21 protein-coding genes are annotated in these 22,225 nt (G+C 51.1%); 11 read left to right on the forward strand and 10 right to left on the reverse strand.

Annotated elements, in window-relative coordinates; translation table 11 throughout:
- The first annotated feature begins 376 nt into the window (after positions 1-376).
- Positions 377-1,567, forward strand: a complete 1,191-nt coding sequence (locus C9I92_RS02345) for an amino acid aminotransferase (protein ID WP_047884152.1) — start codon at positions 377-379, stop codon at positions 1,565-1,567.
- A 196-nt stretch (positions 1,568-1,763) separates the two neighbouring features.
- Here the strand turns inward: C9I92_RS02345 and C9I92_RS02350 are convergent, their stop codons facing one another.
- Positions 1,764-2,069 (reverse strand): hypothetical protein, encoded by a 306-nt coding sequence (locus C9I92_RS02350; RefSeq protein ID WP_047884151.1) that lies wholly within the window; start codon positions 2,067-2,069, stop codon positions 1,764-1,766.
- A gap of 112 nt (positions 2,070-2,181) precedes the next feature.
- On the opposite strand from C9I92_RS02350, the gene C9I92_RS25350 reads away from it, so the two are divergent.
- Positions 2,182-2,322 (forward strand): hypothetical protein, encoded by a 141-nt coding sequence (locus C9I92_RS25350; protein ID WP_157038306.1) that lies wholly within the window; start codon positions 2,182-2,184, stop codon positions 2,320-2,322.
- Positions 2,323-2,441: 119 nt separating this feature from the next.
- On the opposite strand, the gene C9I92_RS02355 is transcribed toward C9I92_RS25350, so the two are convergent.
- Positions 2,442-2,837, reverse strand: coding sequence for a hypothetical protein (locus C9I92_RS02355; protein ID WP_047884150.1), 396 nt, complete (start codon positions 2,835-2,837; stop codon positions 2,442-2,444).
- 407 nt (positions 2,838-3,244) lie between these two features.
- Here C9I92_RS02355 and C9I92_RS02360 point away from each other — a divergent pair, with 407 nt between their 5' ends.
- Positions 3,245-3,919 (forward strand): DUF2982 domain-containing protein, encoded by a 675-nt coding sequence (locus C9I92_RS02360; RefSeq protein ID WP_047884149.1) that lies wholly within the window; start codon positions 3,245-3,247, stop codon positions 3,917-3,919.
- Between the two features lie 229 nt (positions 3,920-4,148).
- Here C9I92_RS02360 and C9I92_RS02365 read toward each other — a convergent pair whose 3' ends face one another.
- The 7 genes from C9I92_RS02365 to C9I92_RS02395 all read right to left on the reverse strand — a co-directional run bounded on the left by C9I92_RS02365 (position 4,149) and on the right by C9I92_RS02395 (position 12,597).
- Positions 4,149-4,802 (reverse strand): MBL fold metallo-hydrolase, encoded by a 654-nt coding sequence (locus C9I92_RS02365; RefSeq protein WP_047884148.1) that lies wholly within the window; start codon positions 4,800-4,802, stop codon positions 4,149-4,151.
- A gap of 267 nt (positions 4,803-5,069) precedes the next feature.
- Positions 5,070-5,624 (reverse strand): peptidoglycan L,D-endopeptidase MepK, encoded by a 555-nt coding sequence (mepK, locus tag C9I92_RS02370; RefSeq protein WP_047884147.1) that lies wholly within the window; start codon positions 5,622-5,624, stop codon positions 5,070-5,072.
- A gap of 178 nt (positions 5,625-5,802) precedes the next feature.
- Entirely contained in the window at positions 5,803-7,491 is a 1,689-nt protein-coding gene (locus C9I92_RS02375; RefSeq protein ID WP_053061734.1) for a L,D-transpeptidase family protein, read from the reverse strand.
- Positions 7,492-7,641: 150 nt separating this feature from the next.
- Positions 7,642-8,799, reverse strand: coding sequence for a DUF1513 domain-containing protein (locus C9I92_RS02380; RefSeq protein WP_047884146.1), 1,158 nt, complete (start codon positions 8,797-8,799; stop codon positions 7,642-7,644).
- Complete coding sequence (locus C9I92_RS02385) at positions 8,780-9,811, reverse strand: imelysin family protein (protein WP_047884145.1); 1,032 nt, start codon at positions 9,809-9,811, stop codon at positions 8,780-8,782. The genes C9I92_RS02380 and C9I92_RS02385 overlap by 20 nt, the downstream gene beginning before the upstream one ends.
- 15 nt (positions 9,812-9,826) lie before the next feature.
- Positions 9,827-11,275 carry a di-heme oxidoreductase family protein gene (locus C9I92_RS02390; protein WP_084712472.1) on the reverse strand — a complete coding sequence of 483 codons (1,449 nt, stop codon included), beginning with the start codon at positions 11,273-11,275 and terminating at the stop codon, positions 9,827-9,829.
- 65 nt (positions 11,276-11,340) lie between these two features.
- Complete coding sequence (locus C9I92_RS02395; RefSeq protein WP_047884226.1) at positions 11,341-12,597, reverse strand: imelysin family protein; 1,257 nt, start codon at positions 12,595-12,597, stop codon at positions 11,341-11,343.
- A gap of 388 nt (positions 12,598-12,985) precedes the next feature.
- Between C9I92_RS02395 and C9I92_RS02400 the strand changes: the two genes are divergently transcribed.
- Positions 12,986-13,465 carry a MarR family winged helix-turn-helix transcriptional regulator gene (locus C9I92_RS02400; RefSeq protein ID WP_047884143.1) on the forward strand — a complete coding sequence of 160 codons (480 nt, stop codon included), beginning with the start codon at positions 12,986-12,988 and terminating at the stop codon, positions 13,463-13,465.
- 74 nt (positions 13,466-13,539) lie between these two features.
- Positions 13,540-14,385 carry a LysR family transcriptional regulator gene (locus C9I92_RS02405; protein WP_047884142.1) on the forward strand — a complete coding sequence of 282 codons (846 nt, stop codon included), beginning with the start codon at positions 13,540-13,542 and terminating at the stop codon, positions 14,383-14,385.
- Here the strand turns inward: C9I92_RS02405 and C9I92_RS02410 are convergent.
- On the reverse strand, positions 14,336-15,115 hold the full coding sequence (locus C9I92_RS02410; protein WP_047884141.1) for a TSUP family transporter: 780 nt from the start codon (positions 15,113-15,115) through the stop codon (positions 14,336-14,338). The genes C9I92_RS02405 and C9I92_RS02410 overlap by 50 nt on opposite strands.
- Positions 15,116-15,310: 195 nt before the next feature.
- Here C9I92_RS02410 and C9I92_RS25230 point away from each other — a divergent pair, with 195 nt between their 5' ends.
- The 6 genes from C9I92_RS25230 to C9I92_RS02440 all read left to right on the forward strand — a co-directional run bounded on the left by C9I92_RS25230 (position 15,311) and on the right by C9I92_RS02440 (position 22,166).
- Complete coding sequence (locus tag C9I92_RS25230) at positions 15,311-15,619, forward strand: hypothetical protein (protein WP_146149655.1); 309 nt, start codon at positions 15,311-15,313, stop codon at positions 15,617-15,619.
- Between the two features lie 229 nt (positions 15,620-15,848).
- Positions 15,849-16,655, forward strand: coding sequence for a THxN family PEP-CTERM protein (locus C9I92_RS02420; RefSeq protein ID WP_047884139.1), 807 nt, complete (start codon positions 15,849-15,851; stop codon positions 16,653-16,655).
- A gap of 859 nt (positions 16,656-17,514) precedes the next feature.
- Complete coding sequence (locus tag C9I92_RS02425) at positions 17,515-19,101, forward strand: L-lactate permease (protein ID WP_047884138.1); 1,587 nt, start codon at positions 17,515-17,517, stop codon at positions 19,099-19,101.
- 168 nt (positions 19,102-19,269) lie between these two features.
- Positions 19,270-19,989, forward strand: a complete 720-nt coding sequence (locus tag C9I92_RS02430; RefSeq protein WP_047884137.1) for a (Fe-S)-binding protein — start codon at positions 19,270-19,272, stop codon at positions 19,987-19,989.
- Positions 19,990-20,000: 11 nt separating this feature from the next.
- A complete protein-coding gene (locus C9I92_RS02435; protein ID WP_047884136.1) occupies positions 20,001-21,410 on the forward strand; it encodes a LutB/LldF family L-lactate oxidation iron-sulfur protein in 1,410 nt (469 codons plus the stop codon).
- Between the two features lie 15 nt (positions 21,411-21,425).
- Entirely contained in the window at positions 21,426-22,166 is a 741-nt protein-coding gene (locus C9I92_RS02440; protein ID WP_047884135.1) for a LutC/YkgG family protein, read from the forward strand.
- Positions 22,167-22,225 lie beyond the last annotated feature (59 nt).

The raw sequence follows: 22,225 nt of genomic DNA on the forward strand, positions 1-22,225 counted from the left end.
TTCATCATGTTTGACCTTATTCCATCGGGTGCAATGCTATGACATCGTATGCCCTACCATCCGTGATCGCATTCACGTAGACAAACAACAAAACCCATTTCATTAATAAAATTACGTAGTTACCTATTTTTTATACAGTTTTTGAGTGACATATATCACACTGATCGTTTATTACTCGGGAATTTGTAGTAAGTTTCCATAGCTTACCAAAATGTGACCCACACCAAAATTAACCACTTATTAACAAAAGACCCCGTAAACGTCTGCCAGCTATTAATATTTGATGTAATTGTTGCAATTTGTTGTCAATCACGTCCGTTAAAAGGTATAAAGAGGGGGTTGACCGTTATTATTCACATCAGCATGGATGATCATAATGTTTGAGAAAATTTCTGCCGCACCTGCCGATCCGATTCTTGGCCTGACTGAAGAGTTCAAGAATGATCCTCGCTCTGAAAAAATTAACCTGGGCGTAGGCATCTACAAAAATGAATCTGGCAATACTCCTGTTCTGGCTACAGTAAAAAAAGCAGAAGCCATTCTGCTGGAAAAAGAGACAACCAAGTCTTACTTGAGTATTCCGGGTACTGCAGAATATGGTCTGGCTGTTCAACAATTGCTGTTTGGTGCTGACTCCTCAATTATCAGCGACAAACGAGCGAAAACGGCTCAGGCACCAGGTGGTACAGGTGCATTGCGTGTGGCGGCTGAATTTATAAAACGCCAACTGGGTGATGTGAAAGTGTGGATCAGTAACCCGACTTGGGCGAACCACAATGGCGTTTTTGCGGCTGCCGGTCTGGAAATTGCCCAGTACAGCTACTACAACGCAGAAACAAAAAATATGGATTTCGACGCTGCGGTTACCGACCTGTCTACAGCGGCACCAGGTGATGTAGTACTGCTTCACGGTTGCTGCCATAACCCTACTGGTATCGATCCAACCGCAGAACAATGGCTGCAACTGGCTAAACTGTGTGTTGAAAAACAACTGCTGCCAATGTTTGACTTCGCTTACCAGGGTTTTGCCAAAGGTGTTGAAGACGATGCTGAAGGCCTGCGTATCTTTGCCCAGTATTGTGAAGAACTGCTGATTGCCAGCTCATTCTCGAAGAACTTCGGTCTGTACAACGAACGTGTAGGTGCGTTTACGCTGGTCGCGAAGAATGCTGAACAAGCCGAAACCGCTTTCAGCCAAGTGAAGTCTATTGCTCGCGTCATCTACTCCAACCCACCGGCTCACGGCGCGGCTATCGTGACTGAAATCCTGAACGACGCTGCTCTGCGTGCAGAATGGGAACAAGAAGTCGCTGACATGCGTGACCGTATTCAGGAAATGCGTACGCTGTTTGTACAAACCCTGAAAGATCTGGGTGTGGATGCAGACTTCAGCTTCATCGAGCGCCAGAACGGTATGTTCTCGTTCTCTGGCCTGTCGAAAGATCAGGTTGCTCGCCTGAAAGAAGAATTCGCAATCTACATCGTAGGTTCAGGCCGCATCAGCGTTGCCGGCATGACCAAATCAAATATGCTGCCGCTGTGTAAAGGCATTGCTGCTGTACTGTAAGCCAGCATTCTGTCTGACATCACGACATATTGAAACGGGAGCCATTGGCTCCCGTTTTATTATTTGTGCCCTACGTTATGTATACGCGTCTCGGTGGATGCTTTATCTGCGCTTCAGCCTAAATGACCTTTCTTGTCAGCCACTGTCTTTAAGAAAACGGCCTCTAACTCGAAAGCTTGGCTGACAGCTCATAGGTTCAACCTGACTTATCCAACGGCAACACATTACAGAAGAGCTCACGCTCATACTGACGTTCCAACTGCTCTCGCCAGGGTTTGTTTGAAACCGGCACCAGATAAAAAATCTCTCTTGATGTATCAGTGACAAATGCCATTCCGTGCTGCATCAGTTCGTAATGGATGTCATGAACAAAACCCAGTGAAAAACTCTGACGACCGGTCAACTGATTAATATCATCACGGGTCAGGCATACACCCTGGTCTTCATGAGCAAAGCGATTGCGCAGCCAGTCAGAAAACTCTCTAGCACTTATCATTGTCATAAACTCGCCTCCGCGTAGCTACATCCCTGATAAACCAGAATACATTTCTTAGTGAAGGTTCTTTATTAATAAGTTATAGCAGAGATGAGACATTCCGACAGGCGAATGGCGGATGAGTATTAATTTGTCTTTGCCTGATGCAATTTTGAGACAAAGAGGTGCAGTGCCCGTTTTTTGCAATTTCGGAGGTTCACACGATGCGAAAAAAGAGGAAAAACGTCAGCGGAAAAACGGCGGGAAAAAGAAAAAATGAGGGGGAGATAATACCCGCCCCTGTCGTTGTCACAGGAACGGGTCTGGCAAGTCAGCGCCTGACAACAATGAGAGCCTGAGCCTCACTTGTCAAATTGCAAAGTGCACAAAAATGCGAAATTACAGAGCTTTGTACAGCACCTTGTTACCTGCCAGCTGGATGCGTTCAACCAGACCGTCTTCGGCCAGTTTCTTCAGCGCACCGGTTGCCCAAGAAGCGGCTTTTGTATCTTCCTGACCTGCTTCAAGACCAATCCCTTTCGGGTTGATGCCTTCCGCATTTTTCATCACGATATCCAGCACTTGCTGCTGTTTAGGTGTTAATGACACAGTCGCAGCCATGGCTGGCTTCTGTGTTTCCACCACAGGTTTTGCCGCTGGAGCAGCTTTTACTGTTTCTGCAGTTGGTGCTTTCTTCGTAACAGCTTTAACTGCTGCTGGTTTTGCTTCAACTACCAGCCCTTTCAGGCGCTTTTGCAGCTTCAGCTGAACTTTACGTTTGTGAGAGATTCTCATTAAATTTCCTACTCCGTTGCACTACTTTCAGTCACCACCATCTAACGAGGCAACTGGATAGTTGTCCCGATAGTTCCAGCGGGAAAAAGTAAGCGCGTGTTATACCAAGGATGTCAGAGAAATGCCAGCAAACGGTTATTTAAGCCGCAATAAAAGATGATTTAACTCAAAAATAGGCGACAACCTCTCATTTCCAGCAAAAGATTTCCCCACAAAACGCGCTGAAAAATAAAGAAATATCCAAACTCAGCGGGGAAAATTCAGCATTCACCCCAAATAACTGGACAAATACACATATGCACATTCTTTTTATTTATTCTTGATTTTTGAACCAGCTTGCATAACCAAGGTGATCTGCTTACCAGTCTCAGCCATACTAACAGTAACAAAACTGACAACGTCTTGTGATGAAGAGTGATCTGAAGACCCAACATATCCATCCTCCGATTACCCCATTTGGTACCAATATGTATCTGGGCGGGTTAATAGGCGTTCTTGTGGCTGGCGCACTCGGTTTTCTCTATCCCGACGCTTCACCGCCAGCCATTGCCATCATCCTGATTGGTTCAGCGCTGATGGTCTTGCTGGGTTACAAGTACCAGCAAGGCCCTGAGCTTTCATTCACACTGACGTTTATGCATATCCAGTTTCACAGCCATTACGGTGGCTGGCTGGCAAAGTGGAAGAACATCGAACAAATCGGTCAGGCCAGTATTTCTGTGGATGGCTGGTATGAGCCGGTTCCCTGGGTGGGAATCAAACTCAAAGATTATGAAGAGTTTGTTCGTTCAATTTGTCCGAGGGTTGCCACTAAGCTGTTGCTGGATCAGAGGGTATTATTGGTCATGGCACATAAGCGGATGAGTGACCCACCCTATGAGCTGGAAGACATCTTGTTCGATGACAGCCACTATCACACGACGTCGGGTTACGTCTTTAAAGGGCTGCAGGCCATGTTGGCTAACCGGATGCGCTACAACCGGGAATTTCTGGGGTACGATTTTTTTATTTCAGAGGACTTTCTGGATCGACCGGCAGCCGATTTCGCCGGGCTGGCAAGACGCTATCTGGCAGCATCCTGATTTGTTGAAGTAAGTAGTTGGATTATTTCCTGACCTGTTCCTTTTGGGGTCTGTAAATTTTCTTCTCTAATTTATCTCGCTTTTCTACTTCTTCTAGTTTTTCTACTTCTCTAGCTTTTCAACGCTTAAAACAGCAAGAGCCGGAAACATCCGGCTCTTTTTTGTCTGGCAGCATCTCTGACAATTTCTGCGTTCAGGCTAGAGCTGTAACGATGCAATACCTAGCTTATTAGTACAACGGCATTTCGTCGGCGACAAACGGATTAGAGGCACGTTCGTGACCAAAGGTCGACATTGGGCCATGACCCGGTACGAAGGCAACATCATTGCCGAGCGGCCACAGCTTGCCCTTGATGGAGTTAATCAGGGTCTGGTAATCCCCTTTCGGGAAATCAGTACGACCGATGCCGCCCTTGAACAGCACATCGCCAACGAACGCTACTTTTGCCTCATCATTAAACAGAATGACGTGACCAGGCGTATGACCGGGGGTGTGGTAAACAGACAGAGTCTGGTTGCCAACTGAAATGGTATCGCCATCGTTAAGCCACTGATCCGGGTCAAACGCTTCTGTCAACGGGAACCCGAACATCTGGCTCTGGCTTGGCAACCCCTGTAACCAGAAAGCATCTTCTTTGTGCGGGCCAATAACAGGTACAGCCCACTCTTTTGCCAGCGGCTCTGTACCACCAACATGATCGAGGTGGCCATGAGTCAGAATCAGCTTGGTGACCGTCAGGCCCAATTGCTGCACCTTGTCTTTCAGCAGCTGAATATCACCGCCCGGATCCACCAGCGCTGCTTGCTTGGTTTCATCACACCAGATGATAGAGCAGTTTTGCTGAAACGGAGTCACAGGCACAATTTCAAATTGAAAACTCATCACTTTTCCTAACGATTACTATGCTGGCAGCAGGATAACAGTCCACTATCTAAATGCCAAATGCCGCGACCTAAATGCCAGATACAGCAAAGCCGACAGCTACCAAGAGAGGGAGATAGTGTCGGCTTTGTAATTATTCTTTTCCTGCAGGGCTGAAAAAACCAGATACGCGGTTCTCAGGCCTTGGCATAGCTGTTCTGTGTCCTGCTCGTCGGTGTACGGCTCGGCGTACAACAAAAATGTTTAGCTGTTACCATCAACGAGTCGTCAGCCGTTCCAGCGGCGAACCGGGCCCGTGTCAAGATGGATAAATCCGCTTCGTGGATAGTATCCTACTCCACCTAACCGAAGATCCAGTGCAGCATCACGGATTCGTGACAGCGGTACACCTTCCAGATGAAAGTCGATCGCCTGGCCTTTCATATGGTAGCTCTTTTTCGCTACACCGCCGGTTTTCTGCAGCGCCTGATTGGTCTGCGGCGAACGGTAGCCGGAGATAATCCGCACCTGCCCTTTATGCCCGAGTCCGGACTGGATTTCAGTAATGGCATCAAACAAACGGCGATCCATTTTTGCCACTTCATTACGTCTGAAATCACGGCAGATGTAGTTTATCTTCCTCAACTCGTCTTTCAGGTACTGCTCACCATCAAAGTAACGGGTTTCCAAATCTTCGTTAGTGTGAATGTTACACAGTGAGATAGAACGTTCATTCTTTGCTTTATAAGGGCTTGCTATCGCCAACCCCGGCAGCAAAGATGCCCCTAACGTAAGACCGCCAGCCACTAACAGCTGACGGCGCTTGTAATCAATATCAGACATAACTTTACAACAACTGCTTGTTAATTCTTGCTGATATTCCTCCCCGCACTGCGCATGGAATATCAAAAACGAGAATCAAGATAACGTTCAGTTATTGTGCAGTCAAACCATCAATTATCAAAAAATCGTCTAAAAAGCGGACGAAAACTGCCTACTTATTGACGTATAAGCAATTTAGCTAATGGTAAAGGGATGTAAATAATTGCTGGTTTTGAGACTCAGCTACAAATTTGTCATATTCGTAGACATCATCCCGGTAGTTCACTAGCCCATCCTGATCCACCCAGGCAGTCTGATAGATCACTTCGACCTTCACCTTGTTCTGCAAGCCCACTGTCTTAGTTTTCGTACGCGACTTCAGCTCAAACACTCGCTGCTCCGGCACGCCTGAATATGTCAGCAGGATTGTCGCCAGATCATCGGCCTGCTCTACCCGAATACAACCGGAACTGAACGCGCGCGTTTCCTTGGCAAACAGCCGTTTCGACGGTGTGTCGTGAAGATAAATGGCATTGTCGTTAGGCATGTTGAACTTGAACCGTCCCAGTGCATTGTTTTTACCCGGGTTTTGCCGCAAGCGATAAGGGAAGGATTTGGCATTCATCAGCCGCCAGTCAATGGTATGAATCGGGATTTGCTCAGAGCTGTTCCAGCTTCTGATCACCGCAAAATTGTTGCGGTACAGATACCCGCGGTCATACCGGGCTTTTGGCAGAATATCCTTACGCATGATCGACATCGGCACATTCCAGTACGGATTGAACACCACTGAGGATACATTGGAAGTCATTACCGGGGTGCGACGGCTTGGCCTGCCGACAATCACTTTGCTTTCAAGTACCTGCCGGTTATCCAGCCACAAACTCATTTCAAAACGGGGAATATTTACCACCAGCATTGAAGGCCGGTTCATCGGCCAGATTCGGGTTCGCTGCGCATTGAGCGCCAGCACCCGGACCCGTGACTGAGGTGACAGGGCAAGCCACTGCTTGGTTTTGGGGCCAATTGCGCCATCCGGTGTCAGACCATGGCGTTTCTGGAAGTTTTTCACCGCATTGGCGAGATCAATGTTGTAATTTCGCACTCTGGCTGAACGCAGCTGATCAGCCTCGAAATTCTGTAAATCGCCAAGCCGTTCCAGCATCGAAATCAGCCCTTCCGGATCTTTCAGGCGAGTGCCCAACCGGATAATGCCGGGCTGATAAAACCCCGGCCAGGGTGATCCCGCCGCTCTTTCCATCGACTCGATCGCCAGCAACAACTGGGTGTAGTTGTCGTCTGCCGGTTTCAGGCTATTCACAAACGAGCGCAGCTGTTCAAACTCGATGGCCCGATACAGCCGAGCCAGCTCCATCTCAGAAGGTAGCGGCAAACGCGGTTCAACGCCCGCACCGAACAGCCATTCCCGACCGTATGTCGGGATACCTTCCACATAGCTCATGTAAGCAAACAGGGTATCGGTCGCCAACAGATCATACTGACGCCAATCATTACTCTGCTTGTACTGTTTGAGTAACTGATAACGCTGGGTGAAATCACTGCTGATATTCGACAGCGCTACTATACGCAGCTGCTGCTCAAATTCATTAGCCGTGAAACTGTCCTGCCACAGGGGCACGAAACCGATGTTGTGGTAAAGATCCGCGAGCTGATCCACATAGCGAATCGTCGCAATATCATTGGCGACTTCGTGGATCCATTGACGCGCTTTTTTCTGCTGCAACAATTCTTCTGAAAATTGCTGCTCCAGCTCAGCACGGGTTGAAAGCGGCTGCACAGGCTGGATTTCTTGCGCTTCTGACAGCACAGAAACCGCCTGAGCAAGGGCAGCGACCAGAACCAGGCCGGTACTTCTTAACTTAGCCATTGCCAACTGACTCCTCATTGCCATTGTTATTATTATGGCAAACGCACTCTATGACGGACTAACTTTAGCCGTAAGCGCCAGCTGGCATTGTTTCAATTCTTAAAAAGTGGTCATATCCGGTTGATTCTGCGGTTCTGCCCTTTGCCCTGATTAGATGATGTTCCAGTGGTTATCCCACATAACCGGGCTTTGTACGGTCTTCGCGGTAAAAGTCGTATCCATGGCAACGATACGTCCCGAACCTGAGCCAACCAGCCATTGGCCGTCTTTAATGCCAACGCCGGACGCGTCGACCAACGGACGCTGCTCCACCAGCTTTCCGCTGGTTTCATCCCAGATACCGTAGCAATTTCCACGCGGCGAGGTGGCGAGCAGATAACCATCGAGGCTGGCAATGCTGGCAATATAGTGATTGAAGCGCAGCCACTCTGCTTCCTCAGCCACCAAATGCTGCAATGCCTGCCCGCGGCGATGTAACGCAACCAGCGGCACAGCATCTTCTGGCTTACCACGATATTGCTGGCCGCAGGCAATCGAACCGGTATCGGTCACACTCAGGTGACGAATACTGAGATGCTTATCCGGTAACTCCGCTTTATCCACCATCTCACCGGTATGGCGGTTCAGGTAGACCAGAGCAGGCTGCATAGTATCGAGATTGAGTGGTTCACGACCATGGGTGTGCACCCCACCGACGCCGATAGCCAGAGTCTCTGAATCGGCCAGCACCACTTCATGCGGACCAATCCCAAAGCCGCTGAACTCAGCGACTTTCGTTAGCCGACCTCCCTGCTCCGCAGGCTGAACCTCATACACCCCAATCACCCCCTGACTGGTTTGCGATTCACCTTCAGTGGCATAGATCAGCTTGCCATCCGGTGAAAACACCCCGTGACCGTAAAAATGCCGCCCGGCATCTGCCATATAAATCGGCCAGCGCGTTCCATTTTTGTAATCAAAGACCTGCAGGTATGTGCCGGGACGTCGTCCAAAAGCTGCCGCCAGCGACCCGCCCGGTTGCACGGCGACACCATGGCCCCGTGCAGGCAACGGCACCTGGTACAGAGGCTGCCCGTCCAGCGCGGCCGCAACAACACCGAATTGTCCCTCACCCTGACGGGAGCAACCGATAATGTGAGCAATCTTTGCATCGGCCATGGGCTCTGACGCAGATGTTAATCCCAGCGATTTACCCGCACGGGATTCATCGCTGCATCCGCCCAGCCCGGCGAAAGGCATCACAGCCAGCCCACTCAGCGCGGCACGCAGCAGCTTACGGCGGGTGTGATCAATCACCATCGGTTGCATTGAACCCCACAACAACACCCAGCTCCGGCGCGACTTCGTCGTGCAGCGCAATTTGAATGTATTCCAGTCCGTTATAGATATTGATCAGTTCGCGGTAGCCATCACGAGAGGTCAGAAGCGGAACCATAGCTTCACTGGCTGGCCAGCCGGACAGCAGATACTCAAACCGCTGACTGATACGTGTTGCCGTGTCCGCAAAGCCGCGCTCACGAAGCATCGCATCGATCCCCTTGCCATCAGCCAGGTACAGTGCCTGCATCGCCGCGACACTGGCTTTCAGGCTGGCCAGGGAATATTGGGCACGCCACGCTTCAGCCTGATAAGGCTTCGGCGAGCCGGGTTTGCCCATCGGCCGGGTCAGTTTCTTGATGGTGTAATCCATCTGGTTATTCAGCGCCCCAAGGTATTCCCCCAGCGCCATCTGCGGGGTCATTTCCTGCCACGGGTCTGCTTGCCAGGCCGATTGCAATTGACTTGCACTGTCTGCCAGACGCAGGCTGACCGCATGTGCCAGCTGGCAACCCTCGGCCTGTTGCAGCGCATCAGACTGATCAAACAGGAACCACTCCATCGCCCCGAAACCCTGTACAGCGACACTTTGTTCAGCCATCGCCTCTGGCGTCCAGGTCGTATCCTGCTTCAGCAACTGAGTCAGTTTACGTCCTGTGGTGTTTTTCTTGTCCGGCCAGAACTGGATCTGCCAGCTCAAGGCCAGCGCCGCTTCGCTGCCTTTTTCACGGCCCTGCAGCGGCATCCAGTTAAGAAAAGCCTGCTGCCAGTTGTGCTGCGCCTGCGCCAGACGCTCTTCTGACGGTGCCTGACAGATTTGTGCAATAGATTCCGATAATGCCCGGGTCGAGGTGGCCAGATCCGCGGTTGCCGTCTGATACTGACTCAGAACGGCTGTACGGGTAGTGACGTCTTCCTGGCAGCCACTGAGCAATGCAACAGCACCTACAGCCAGACTAACGGCAACACCAGCAGTAACAGTCTTAGTGGTTTGATTACGCATGGTACGTCTTTATCCTTACAGCGAATCCAAGAAAGCCAACAGCGCTTTACGCTCTGCCGTTGACAGGTGAACAACACGATCGCGGCTTGCTTGCGCTTCACCGCCATGCCAGAGGATCGCTTCCAGAGTATTGCGTGCCCGGCCATCATGCAGATACTGGGTGTGACCATTCACTTCCTGGGTATAACCCAATCCCCACAGCGGCGCTGTTCGCCACTCGCGACCATCGGCCAGGTACTCACCGCGATGATCCGCCAGACCTTCCCCCATATCGTGCAGTAACAGGTCGGTGTACGGATGAATGGTTTGCTCAGACAAAGCAGGCAGCTCGGTGTTTGGTGCCGTTTTCAGCGAGGTCTGGTGACAGCTCTGACAGCCGATATCGGCAAACAGCTTTTCGCCCTGAACCACCAGAGGATCAGACACATTACGGCGAGCCGGTACTGCTAGGTGACGTGAATAGAACTCAACAAAGGTCAGCACTTTATGGCTGACTTCCGGCGCACCACCGTTGGGTAAATCGGTACAAGCCGTTTGTGATGAGGTGCAGTTTTCAACCGGGAACAACTCACTGGTCAGGCCCAGGTCCCCATTAAAAGCCGCTGCATTTTGCTGCATCAGCGTCGGCTGACCAGCTTTCCAGCCAAATCGGCCGGTCACCAGCTCTTGCTTTGCCACATCCCAAACTCGGTTGATTTTGCCAGAAACTCCCTGACCATCCTGCTGTTGCTGTTTAGCCAACGCTTCCAGCGTGGCATCCGGAATTTGTTCCAGCAAACCTAAGCCGATCATTGGCGGTGCAACCCGTGCAGACATCATGATGTCTGCATGCATCGGACCATAGTTCAGATCAGTGATCGTCAGCGTCGGCTTACGCAGGGTTACCACTTCACCGTCAGCCAGTTTCACCGGTACATCCTGATAAGCGATATGGATCTGACCTTCAGGTTTCGCACCTTCCAACGAGAAGTCCTGCAATTGCCCACCATAGACGGGATCAGGAATCACGCCGTCGTTGATAATGGCTCGTTTTTGCTCGTCCGTTACCGCAGGGATACTCAGGCGCACCAGCATGGAAACGGCGTTGCTGTCCCCTTCTGCCGGTGGGTGGCCACGGCCATCCTTTATGTGGCAGTTCTGGCAACCGTTCGTGTTAAACAACGGGCCCAATCCATCACGGGCATCGGTGGTCGCCGGTGCCTGTACCCAGGGGTTACGGAAAAAGCTGTTGCCGACACTGAAATCCAGCCGCTTGGTCAGCGGCAGATTGGTAGCCGGCAGAGAAAATGCATTCGCCCCTGATTTCCGCACGGTGGTTTCACCGCCGGATTTCATTGCAGCGATCTCGGCCGGCGTCAATGATTCAGAAGAAGCAGACTGCGAGGTTTTAGCCTGCAGCGCCGGGCTGCTTAGCGCGACCGCCAGAGAAGCGGACAGCATTGCAAAAGAAAATAACGACTTCATTGCTTATTGCTCACGTAAAACGGCAAAAGGGCTCATCATGAGCCCTTTGATTATCAACGAAAAAATCAGAACTGATGGTCTGCAGTGTCCGGATTCAGGTTGTTCACCCCAATCAGACCCGCAGCCTGCTCAATGCTGGCAGTTTGCTGAACCAGTGCTGAAATAGCGTCATTCACCAGCGCATTGCCCTCTTTGTTGCCAGCAGCGATCAGCTGATCAAAGGCCTGCTGTTTTTTCTCCGCGGAGTCCACCAGGGTATGTACCTGGTCACGAGTCCGGTCAAACTGTGCCTTGATGTCTTTGGCTGCGGCGGCGTCTTTCTCCGCAACCAGGTCGTGAATGCTCGGGCCTGAAACCAGCTGGCCGTTTACACGCAGGTAAGTACCGGTGTAGACGTTGTAGATGCCCTGCTCGTTGTAGTAGTGAGAGTTGTGGGTATTGTCTGAGAAACAGTCGTGCTCATCTTCGGTAGAATTCGCTTCCAGCGCCACTTTCATACGCTCACCAGCCAACTCACCCAGCGACAGCGAACCCATGCCGAACATCATTTTCCGCAGGCCATTTTCAGCTGAGTCTGACAGCAACTCGGCACGGTAGTTACCTTTCACGTCAGCGGACCACTGCTGCTCCATCCAGTTCAGATCGTTTTGCAGCAACTCAGAAGCGGCTTTCAGGTATTCACGACGACGTTCACAGTTACCCTGCGTACAACCGGCACCCACCACAAAATCCGTGTAGGCACGCTCACCGGCACCAGCCGCCGTTCCGTGCAGATCCTGACCCCACAGCAAAAACTCAATGGCATGGTAACCGGTCGCCACGTTCGCTTCCGAACCGCCGATTTCGTTCAGTTCAGCCAGCAGTTCCGGGGTGATTTTGGTAACGTCCACTTTCTGGTTACCGACCTGAATCGTGCGGTTAGCTACGATGTTGGCATTCGCCCCTTCATTACCCATTTCGTGCTGGTAGTCTTGCGCAACATAGTCGATCAGCCCTTCATCCAGCGGCCAGGCGTTGAGCTGCCCTTCCCAGTCATCCACCACGGCATTGCCGAAACGGAAAACTTCAGACTGCTGATACGGCACACGTGCTTTTTTCCAGGCTTCGCGTGCCTGAGTCAAAGTTGCCTGCGACGGTGAAGCCAGCAGAGCATCAATCGCTTTATCCAGCGATTGTGCGGTAGTCAGAGAGTCGCTGTATACGCTGTGCGCAATATCAGCATAGTGTTTTACCACTGCTTCCTGTGTCACAGCAGCATTGGCGAAAACTGGCGCCACGCACAGTGATGCCATAATTAGGTTGAGTGAAAGCTGTTTTTTCATTGGCGGTTCATCCATGTATAAAGCGTCAATTTGCATTTAACCCAAGAGCCGTTTGAATCGCGTGTCACGAATCAAAAGCCACATAAGTCGGATAATCACTTAATTGCAATGCAAGTGAGAATTATTTTTATTACATAAATAATAACTAAGTTTGTAAGTAAATGTAAATAATGTTTTTCAAGAGTTGTCGGTTTAACCATAAAAAGCGGGTTTTCAGCACATATTATTCACAGCCTGAATCAAACTCGTCGTTTTCCGATTAAACTTGGAGACAAGCCACGTAGAACAACAGCCTGCAATTTATCCATTTCGAAAAATAACAGGCTCTGACTCTTCCAACTTGTTGCTGTTTGAGGTAATTTCGCCGGACACTTATTAGGAGAGTAAAATGGATAAGCACGAAGAAGTCTTGATTGCCTTGCGGCAAATCATTCGAGCCATCGACCTGCATTCACGCAAGCTCAATAAACTTGCAGGTTTAACCGGTCCTCAGCTGGTTTTGATGCGTGCTATCCGTGATTCTGGTGAAGTGACTATCCGCCAGCTTTCCAATAACACCAACATGAGTCAGGCGACCGCGACAACCATTTTGGATCGTTTGGAAAAACGTGGGCTGGTGGTGCGTGAGCGCAGCAAACTGGACAAGCGTAAAGTGCATGCTTACCTGACTGAAGCCGGTAAAGATCTGCTGTCCAAAGCACCACTTCCACTCCAGGAAGACTTTGTTACCCGCTTTCAGCAACTGGCAGAGTGGGAACAAACCCTGCTGCTCAGCTCCGTACAACGCATTTCGTCGATGATGAATGCTGAACACCTAGACGTAGCCGCCGTACTGGAAGTTGGCAGCATTACCGGTCAGGACAACTAACCCGTTCCGTTAAGCCCGCCCAGAGATACCCGTCGCAGAGACGGCGGGTCCCGCAGCACGAAGGACTGTTCACTGTGCTACTCGAAGGAATTGAAACCCTGCTAGTACTTGCCCGTGAAGGCACAATGAGCAAAGCCGGCAGTCGTCTGTATCTCAGCCAGAGCGCCGTCAGCAAACGCATCGCCAAGCTGGAAAAACGCATGGGCAAAAAGCTGATCGAACCTGACGGGCGGCGGATCAAACTGACCCCTGATGCCCGGCAGCTAATCGCAGCCGTTGGCCCCGGTTTCCACGAATTAAAAGGGCTGATTGCCGATCAGCTGGAAGTGGATGACCATTCCCTGATTCGACTTGCCTGCTCTGAAACTCTGGTGGCCGGTTATCTGGCACCGCTGTTGGGTGAATACGTCCGCCAGGATCCATACCTGTCACTCTCCACCCACCATACACCGGTTATTGTTGAAAAAGTGCAGTCCGGGGAGGCAACGCTGGGGATTTGTGCCGGTTATCTGCCGGCCCAACACGGTATTCAGGCCATTCACCTGTTTGACGAACCCTTCAAGATTGTCAGCCAGACGCCACTGACTCAGCCACCGACCGCTCTGCTGACCAATGATCTGGTCAACACCGCCAATACCTACCAGGCCGGATTACTGCAAAATGCCGGTATTGTCCCGCTGATGCAGATGGACTCCTACACCGCCGCCGCGCAACTGGCGCTGAATGGGGTGGCTGCCGCGCTGGTACCCATGTCGACCATTCGTACCCTCAACATCCCGGACAGCCACTGCTTTCATTTTGAGTTTCTCGACACCCTGACCCGCCCGGTTAATATCTGCTACCGGCAAAAAAGCTATCAGGTGCCACGAATCAGAAAACTGATTGAAACCATTGCGGATTTTGTTCAAGCAACAGTTTAATGGCCATGGTCATCGACACGATGACCACCATCGGTCGAATAAACTTACGCCCTTTTGTTACCACAACTTTGGCTCCCATGCGGGCACCGATAAATCCTCCGACCGCCATGGTAAGGCCAATTTCCCAGATTGGCAGCCCGGCCAGGATGAAGAACAACAGCGCAGCCAGGTTTGAGGTGAAATTCAGCACTTTCGTACGCGCTGTGGCTTCAATAATACCCAGTTGCGCCAGCACGACAAAACAGATCGTGAACAGCGAACCGGTACCCGGCCCGAAGAAGCCGTCATAGAACCCGATGCCGGTGCCAACGGTAAAAGCAAACGCCGCTTCCGATATTTTCGGCTCTCCCCCGCCTTTTCCGGCTTCCGGGGCAAACAGAAAATACAGCGAAATGGCCACCAGCATTACCGGTATCAGGTTTGTCAGCAATCCGGCATCCATCACCTGTACCAGCAAAGCGCCAATCGCCGACCCCGCAAAAGTACAGCCTATCGCCAGCCGCATGGATTTCAGGTTGACCAGTCCGTTGCGAACAAAATACAAACTGGCCGAGAAACTGCCGAACGAGCTTTGCAGCTTATTCGTTGCCAACGTCTGAGCCGGTGGTACACCGGCAGCCAGCAATGCCGGTACAGTCAGCATCCCGCCCCCTCCGGCGATAGCATCAATGAAACCGGCTAATCCCGCCACCAGAAACAAAATCCCAATAATATCCCAAGACAAATCCATATCATTTCCAAATCATCAAGAAACCCGGGTCACAAAAACCGAGGTTAACACCTTTGGCTGAATAGGTTACGGATAGGCCGTAAAAAGAAAAACGAAAACTCGGACAGTAACCCATTCCCGTATGGAATCATTTAAGTCTGTTTGAAAACCTCTTGCAGGGATGATTATCAGACTCTCCAATGGCCAAGCGCTCACATGACAAAAACGACATGCCCAAGTGCCAAGTGCCAAGTGCCAAACGTTAAACGCCAAGCGCCAAGCGCCAAGCGCCAAAGAGGCATGTCGCAAAATGAGAGGCTATTTACAATTCCCGGCCTTGTTCATCACTGGCTGTACGATCGCCCGCATCCCGCTTTATTGCTTTCATTGAATGGCTTGTCGACTCAATCAGACATTTGTCAGTCAGCAGCGCCTGATAGCCCTGACAATATTCTCTCTGCAGGCATGAAAACTGGAACTGCCAATAAAAATCGTCTGATGGGAGCGTATTGGCATAAAGATTGATTCTCAGAAGCTGAACGTCATTCTGAATGAAAAGACGCTTTCTCAGTGCTGCCAGTGCCAGCAGCAACAGTTACAGAAGAAACAACATGACAATCTCACGGGCAGCGAAATGAGAAAGACCATCCACTGCCCTTTTTGAATCACGCCTTCAGCACGAAGTCGTACACAAGCAGCAGGCTAAAGGCTATTTCATTCGCCTGCCCGCTTGCACACTGAAGGGAGACTAACCATGACAAAATGGCCTGCTCTGCTCGCAGGGGTGGTAATCACCAGCAGCCCGGCTTTTGCAGAAACGATCGAAATTACTTTCGGCAATTTTACCGGTGAATGGCTCAATGCCGTCACTTCAGACGGCGGGGATTCAACGTCGACATCCGGAACGGAGACCGACCCGGTGCTCAGCTGGGGTCGGCCTGCAACGTCAGAAGGACAAAGCAGCTATACCTTCGAATCCGAAGCCGCGTTTACGACCCTGTTTGATTCCAGTGCGGAAACCAGTGACATTTTCAATCTCGGTACTTTCACTCACTCAAATAACCCGATCTACAGCCCGACGCTGGTCAGTGTCGATTTGAAGCTGACCACAACGGTTCAGGTCGGGGATTTGGAAGCTGCGCCGGTGGAATTCCTGTTCAGTTTCAGCCATGACGAAACACCAAACAGTGCTTCCCCCTGTAAGTACGATGATTCGACGCAGCCCGGAGTAAATGACAACGGCTGTGCTGACAGCATTACGCTGACCTCGTCGTTATTTACACAGACCTTTACTATTGGCAACACGGATTACACCATTGCTATCGAAGGATTCAAGGTTGGTGAAACCACGGTGGACAGCTTTCTCACCAAAGAAAAAGCCGATAACGAAGCGATTATTATTGCGAAAGTCACCTCGTACGAGGCCATTATCACTGGCGGAGGGGAAAGTGGTACACCAACCGATGTACCGGAGCCCGAGCATACCGCTATCGCAGGGTTATTATTCTCGCTGTATGGCGGACGACGATGGTCAGCACGAAAACGACGAATGCCACGTTAACGCTATACCTTTCTGGCGCTATACCGTTCTGGCACCATACCGAACGACAGTTTGGCATTACGACCGCTGACCAAAGGCTTATCACAAGCACACAGTGACAAGGACAGAGATAACAGTGATTACCTTTTCCGTCATTGACCATCTTCCGAGGTCGCCGGTCACTGAAGGTCGTCGGTAACTGAAGAAAGCAGTGGCAAACCGCTTTACCGGTTACCGGTTACCGGCGACACCACTATCGTTTGTCGCTTAACTCAACCTCACTGCCGTCCAAAACGAAACAACAGTGCAGATCAACTGCGTAGAACAACCTGTGCCGACCAACGGAACAGAACAACGAAACTGGCGGCTGAGCATGGGACACAAAGCCACCAAAGCGAAGAAGTTTCAGTCGACAAAACTGAAATTAAATTTCACCAAATAACAACCAAAACTCTATTTTGTAGTAATTTTACAAGTTAATGACTTTTTTGACGGAATTTATCACCTTGTTAATAGACTTGATCGGTATGAAATCAGTGAATATCACTCTCATGATTAGTGCAGGTATATAAAATCATTGTTTCCAAAACTCCACAAATAGAAACATTCCCGCACCACTTATTATAAACAAGCTATTGTTTTATATAAAAATAGCTATTGAGCACTTCATAAACAAAGGTGCATCTATCACAAATTGTTGTTTTCCGTTACTCAATCCAATCTAAAAAAACATAGCATCAGGGGGAATGATACTTACAATAATCTCCCCACGACGTCCTCTATTCAAAAAATTTAAACAAAATTACAACGTATAAATGCGATTCGCCCGTCGTGCGGTTCGTTCTCTGTCACAGAATTATACGATGGAGTGGAAGTACCCATGTTGAACCTGATTATTTCAGTAGTCCCTATTCTGCTGCTGATTTGGATGATGACTAAGCGAAATGCCCTGCCTTCGCACATTGCGTTGCCGGTAACCGCCACCATCATCGGTGCCCTACAGCTATTTTATTTCGGTTCAGACCTGACTGAACTCAGCGCCAACATCATGGCCGGTATTCTGTCTGCTATTACCCCTATTTCGATCATCGCAGGCGCAATTTTGCTGAACCGCACCATTGCATTATCTGGCGCAGAAGCCGTGATTCGTCGCTGGCTGGAAAACATCAGCCGTAACCAGGTCGCGCAGTTGATGATCATCGGCTGGGCCTTTGCCTTTATGATTGAAGGCGCATCCGGCTTTGGTACGCCAGCCGCCATTGCTGCTCCTATTCTGGTCGGCCTGGGTTTTAACCCACTGCAGGTCGCAATGCTGGCGCTGGTGATGAATACCGTACCGGTTTCCTTCGGGGCTGTCGGTACACCAACCTGGTTTGGTTTTGCCAACCTTGGCCTGACCGAAGCAGAACTGCTAGAAACCGGCCGTAATTCCGCCCTGATGCACTCCATCGCCGCATTCATTATTCCGCTTCTGGCTCTACGATTTGTGGTGAGCTGGCAGCAAATTCGTCGCAACCTGCTGTTTATCCAGCTGAGTGTACTGTCCTGTACGATCCCTTACTTCCTGCTGGCACAGTGGAACTACGAGTTCCCGGCCCTGGTAGGTGGTGCAGTGGGTATGTCGCTGTCGGTACTGCTGGCGAAAATGCGTGTCGGTCTGGAAACGTCTGAAGACGACCACAACCGTGCCGCGCAGGAAGCCATCCCGTTTGGCCAGGTACTGAAAGCCATGAGCCCGACCCTGATGCTGATCGGTATTCTGATCGTGACCCGTATCCAGCAATTGGGCATCAAAGCCATGCTGAACGATGCGACCCCGATGCTGAACATCGACTTGGGCTTTCTGGGTCAGTTCTCTGTCAGCCAGGCGCTGATCATCCAATGGTCTGAGATTTTCGGCACCAGCACCGCATGGTCTTACAAAACCCTGTATGTCCCGGCTCTGATTCCGTTCTTCCTGGTTGTACTGATCTCCATTCCGGTGCTCGGCCTGAGTAAGAAGGTGGTAACGCAAGTGTTCACGGAAACGGCAAGCCGGATTCGGATGCCGTTTATCGCTCTGGTCGGCGCGCTCATCATGGTCAAATTCATGATGATGGGTGGCGCTAACTCACCAATCATGACAACCGGTCGCGCGTTCTCTGAGCTAATGGGCACTAACTGGCAATACTTTGCTTCGTACCTGGGTGCACTGGGGGCGTTCTTCTCCGGCTCAGCAACGGTTTCCAACCTGACGTTCGGCGGCATCCAGCAAACGATCGCCCACACAGTCGACCTGCCACAAACCACGATTCTGGCCCTACAGTCGGTGGGTGGCTCCATGGGTAACATGGTGTGTATCAACAATATTATCGCGGTATCGACCATTCTGGGGATCGCGAACAAAGAAGGCTACATTATTAAACGTACCGTGGTGCCTATGGTGCTGTACGGCATCATTGTGGCGATTGCCAGTACGTTTATCTGAGCCCGCCTGCCAGAGCAGGAACACGAATAAACGGCGGAAATTAGGAACAGCCGCCATTGCTCCCGACAGAGACTGTCGGGAGCAAAATAATAAGCGTAATACGCACAAAGCAACGGATGTTGCGAGTACGACACTTAAAGGCGGCATGAACCGTCAACTGGAGCAATTATGAAGGTAAACTTTTTCGTCACCTGCCTTTGCGATACGGTGAAGGCCAACGTGGCAAAAAAAACGGTCTTATTACTTGAGCAACTTGGCTGTGAAGTCATTTTCCCTGAAGAACAGGGATGCTGTGGCCAGCCTTCGCTAAACAGCGGGTATATCGAAGGCAGTAAGCCGGCGATGAAAAACCTGATTCGTGCTTTCGAGTGCAATGATCTGCCAATCGTCACCCCTGCGGGTTCTTGTGCCGCGTCAGTCAAACGCTACCCGGAATACCTGGCCAGCGAGCCTGAGTGGGCTGAGCGTGCGCAGAAAGTCGCTGACCGCCTGTTCGAACTGACCCAGTTCATCGTTAATCACCTGGGAACCGTGAACGTGGGTGCCCGCCTTGAAGGCCGCGCCGTTTACCACCCTTCCTGCAGCCTTATCCGTAAGCTGAATGTACGTGAAGAGCCGCTGAAACTGCTGGCCAATGTTGAAGGTCTGGAAATGCTGCCGATTGCCAACCAGGAAACCTGCTGTGGTTTCGGTGGTACGTTCTCGGTCAAGATGTCAGAGATCTCCGGCGAAATGGTGAAAGAAAAAGTTCACCACATTTCGGATGTGGAACCCGACTACCTGATTGGTGCCGATATCAGCTGCCTGATGAATATCGGCGGCCGTATCAGCCGTGAAGGTAAGCCAATTAAAGTCATGCACATTGTTGATGTGCTGATGAGCCGCTAAGGGGAAAGACCATGTCAATGAAAACCAGTGATCAGAACTTCAAGCAACGTATTGATGTTCAGATGCAAGATTCGTTCATGCGTGAGTCTGTCGCCAACGCGCAAACCCGTATGTTCACCAACCGTCAAATCGCTGCTGACAAACTGGGCAACTGGGAGCAGTGGCGTGAAATGGGCATGGATATCCGTAACCATGTTCTGGAAAACCTGGATTACTACCTGCACCAACTGAGCGAAAAAGTACAAGAGAACGGCGGTCACGTTTTCTTTGCGGCCACCGCGCAGGAAGCCACTGACTACATCGAAGGTATTGTAAAAGCAAAAAATGCCAAAAAGATTGTGAAGTCCAAGTCGATGGTGACCGAAGAAATCAGCCTGAACAAGGTGCTGGAAGCCAACGGCTGTCAGGTGGTTGAAACCGACCTGGGCGAATACATTCTGCAGGTAGATGACTACGATGCCCCGTCACACATCGTGGTACCGGCCCTGCATAAAAACCGTTTCCAGATCCGCGATGTGTTCCGCGACAAAATCGGTTACGAAGGAACAGAAGATCCGGAAGAGCTGACCCGCTACGTGCGTAATTATATCCGCCACGATTTCCTGGAAGCTGACATCGGTATTACCGGCTGTAACTTTGCCGTTGCAGAATCCGGCACCGTGGCACTGGTAACCAACGAAGGTAACGCCCGTCTGGCCACTACCCTGCCGAAAACGCACATCGCCGTAATGGGGATGGAGCGTATGGTACCGACCTTCGAAGAGCTGGATATCGTGATCAGCCTGCTGTGCCGCAGCGCCGTCGGCCTGCCGCTGACCGGTTACGTCACTGCGCTGACCGGGCCGCGTGAAGCAGAGCACCTGGACGGACCGGAAGAATTCCATCTGGTGATCGTCGATAACGGCCGCTCTGACATTCTGGGTTCTGAGTTCCGCGACATTCTGCGCTGCGTGCGCTGCGCTGCCTGTGTGAACACCTGCCCGGCTTACCGTCACATCGGTGGTCAGTCTTACGGTTCTATCTACTCAGGGCCTATCGGTGCGGTGCTGTCGCCGCTGCTGGGTGATTACGACGACTTTAAAGAACTGCCTTATGCCTGCAGCCTGTGTAAAGCCTGCCATGATGTGTGTCCGGTGAAGATCCCACTGTCGGATCTGTTGCTGAAGCACCGTGAGAAAATGGCTGAGCAAAAGCTCACCCCGCTGTCTGAGCGGGCATCTGTGGCTGCCTTTAACCTGATCAATGCCCGCCCGCTACTGTGGAGCAACACCGTAAAAGTAGGTGCCACCATGGCCAGCGGCCTGATTAAAAACGGGAAACTGCCGGTTCAGCTGGGTGCGATTGGCAAATGGACCGAAGCACGTGATCTGCCGGAGCCGGATGGCGAGTCCTTCCGCAGCTGGTTTAAGAATCGTAACTAATTCAGGAGAGGCAACATGAGCCAAATTCACAATCGCGACAGCTTTCTTGACAACATCGCCCAGAAGCTGGGCCGTGCCCGTCGCACTGAGCCGGTCGCCAAACCTGAGCTGAAGCACACCTGCCACCATGATGTGATGGCTGGTTTTACCCCGGACGAGTTGAAAAACGTGCTGTGCGAGTACGCCCGCACCTCACTGGGTTCTCAGGCAATTGAAACCACCAAAGACAAACTGACGGAAACCCTGAAAGCCGTTTGCGAAGGCTACTGCCAGCCGGAAGGGGAAGACGCAGCGACCGATCCGAAAGAGACCATTATCTCTGCCGACCCGCGCCTGCTGTCCCTGATTGACATCAATGCCCTGGAAACCCCGGAACAATGCATTCATATCTGGAATACCCAGCTGGGTTACGAGCCAAATATCGACGTCGCTGAGCGTGCCAAAGTAGGCATCGTGTTCGCGGAGCAGGCACTGGCTGAGTCCGGCACTATGGTGCTGTACTCTCAGCCGGCACAAGGCCGGGCTATCAGCCTGCTACCGGAAGCGTCGGTGTTTGTGGTGCCGAAAAGTGCCCTGGTAGCCCGTCTGACTCAGGCTACCCGCATTTTGCACGAGAAAGCCAGAAACGGTGAGCGCATTCCTTCCTGCGTGAACTTCATTTCCGGCCCAAGCTCAACCGCCGACATCGAACTGATTAAGGTTGTGGGTGTACACGGCCCAGTGTACGCCACTTACATCATTATTGATGACATGTAATCCGTTTTCAGCCAATCTTCCAGGCTGATTCCATGGCCATACCTGCTTGGGTATGGCCA

The sequence above is a fragment of the Photobacterium ganghwense genome (assembly GCF_003025595.1).
Classification (GTDB): domain Bacteria; phylum Pseudomonadota; class Gammaproteobacteria; order Enterobacterales; family Vibrionaceae; genus Photobacterium; species Photobacterium ganghwense.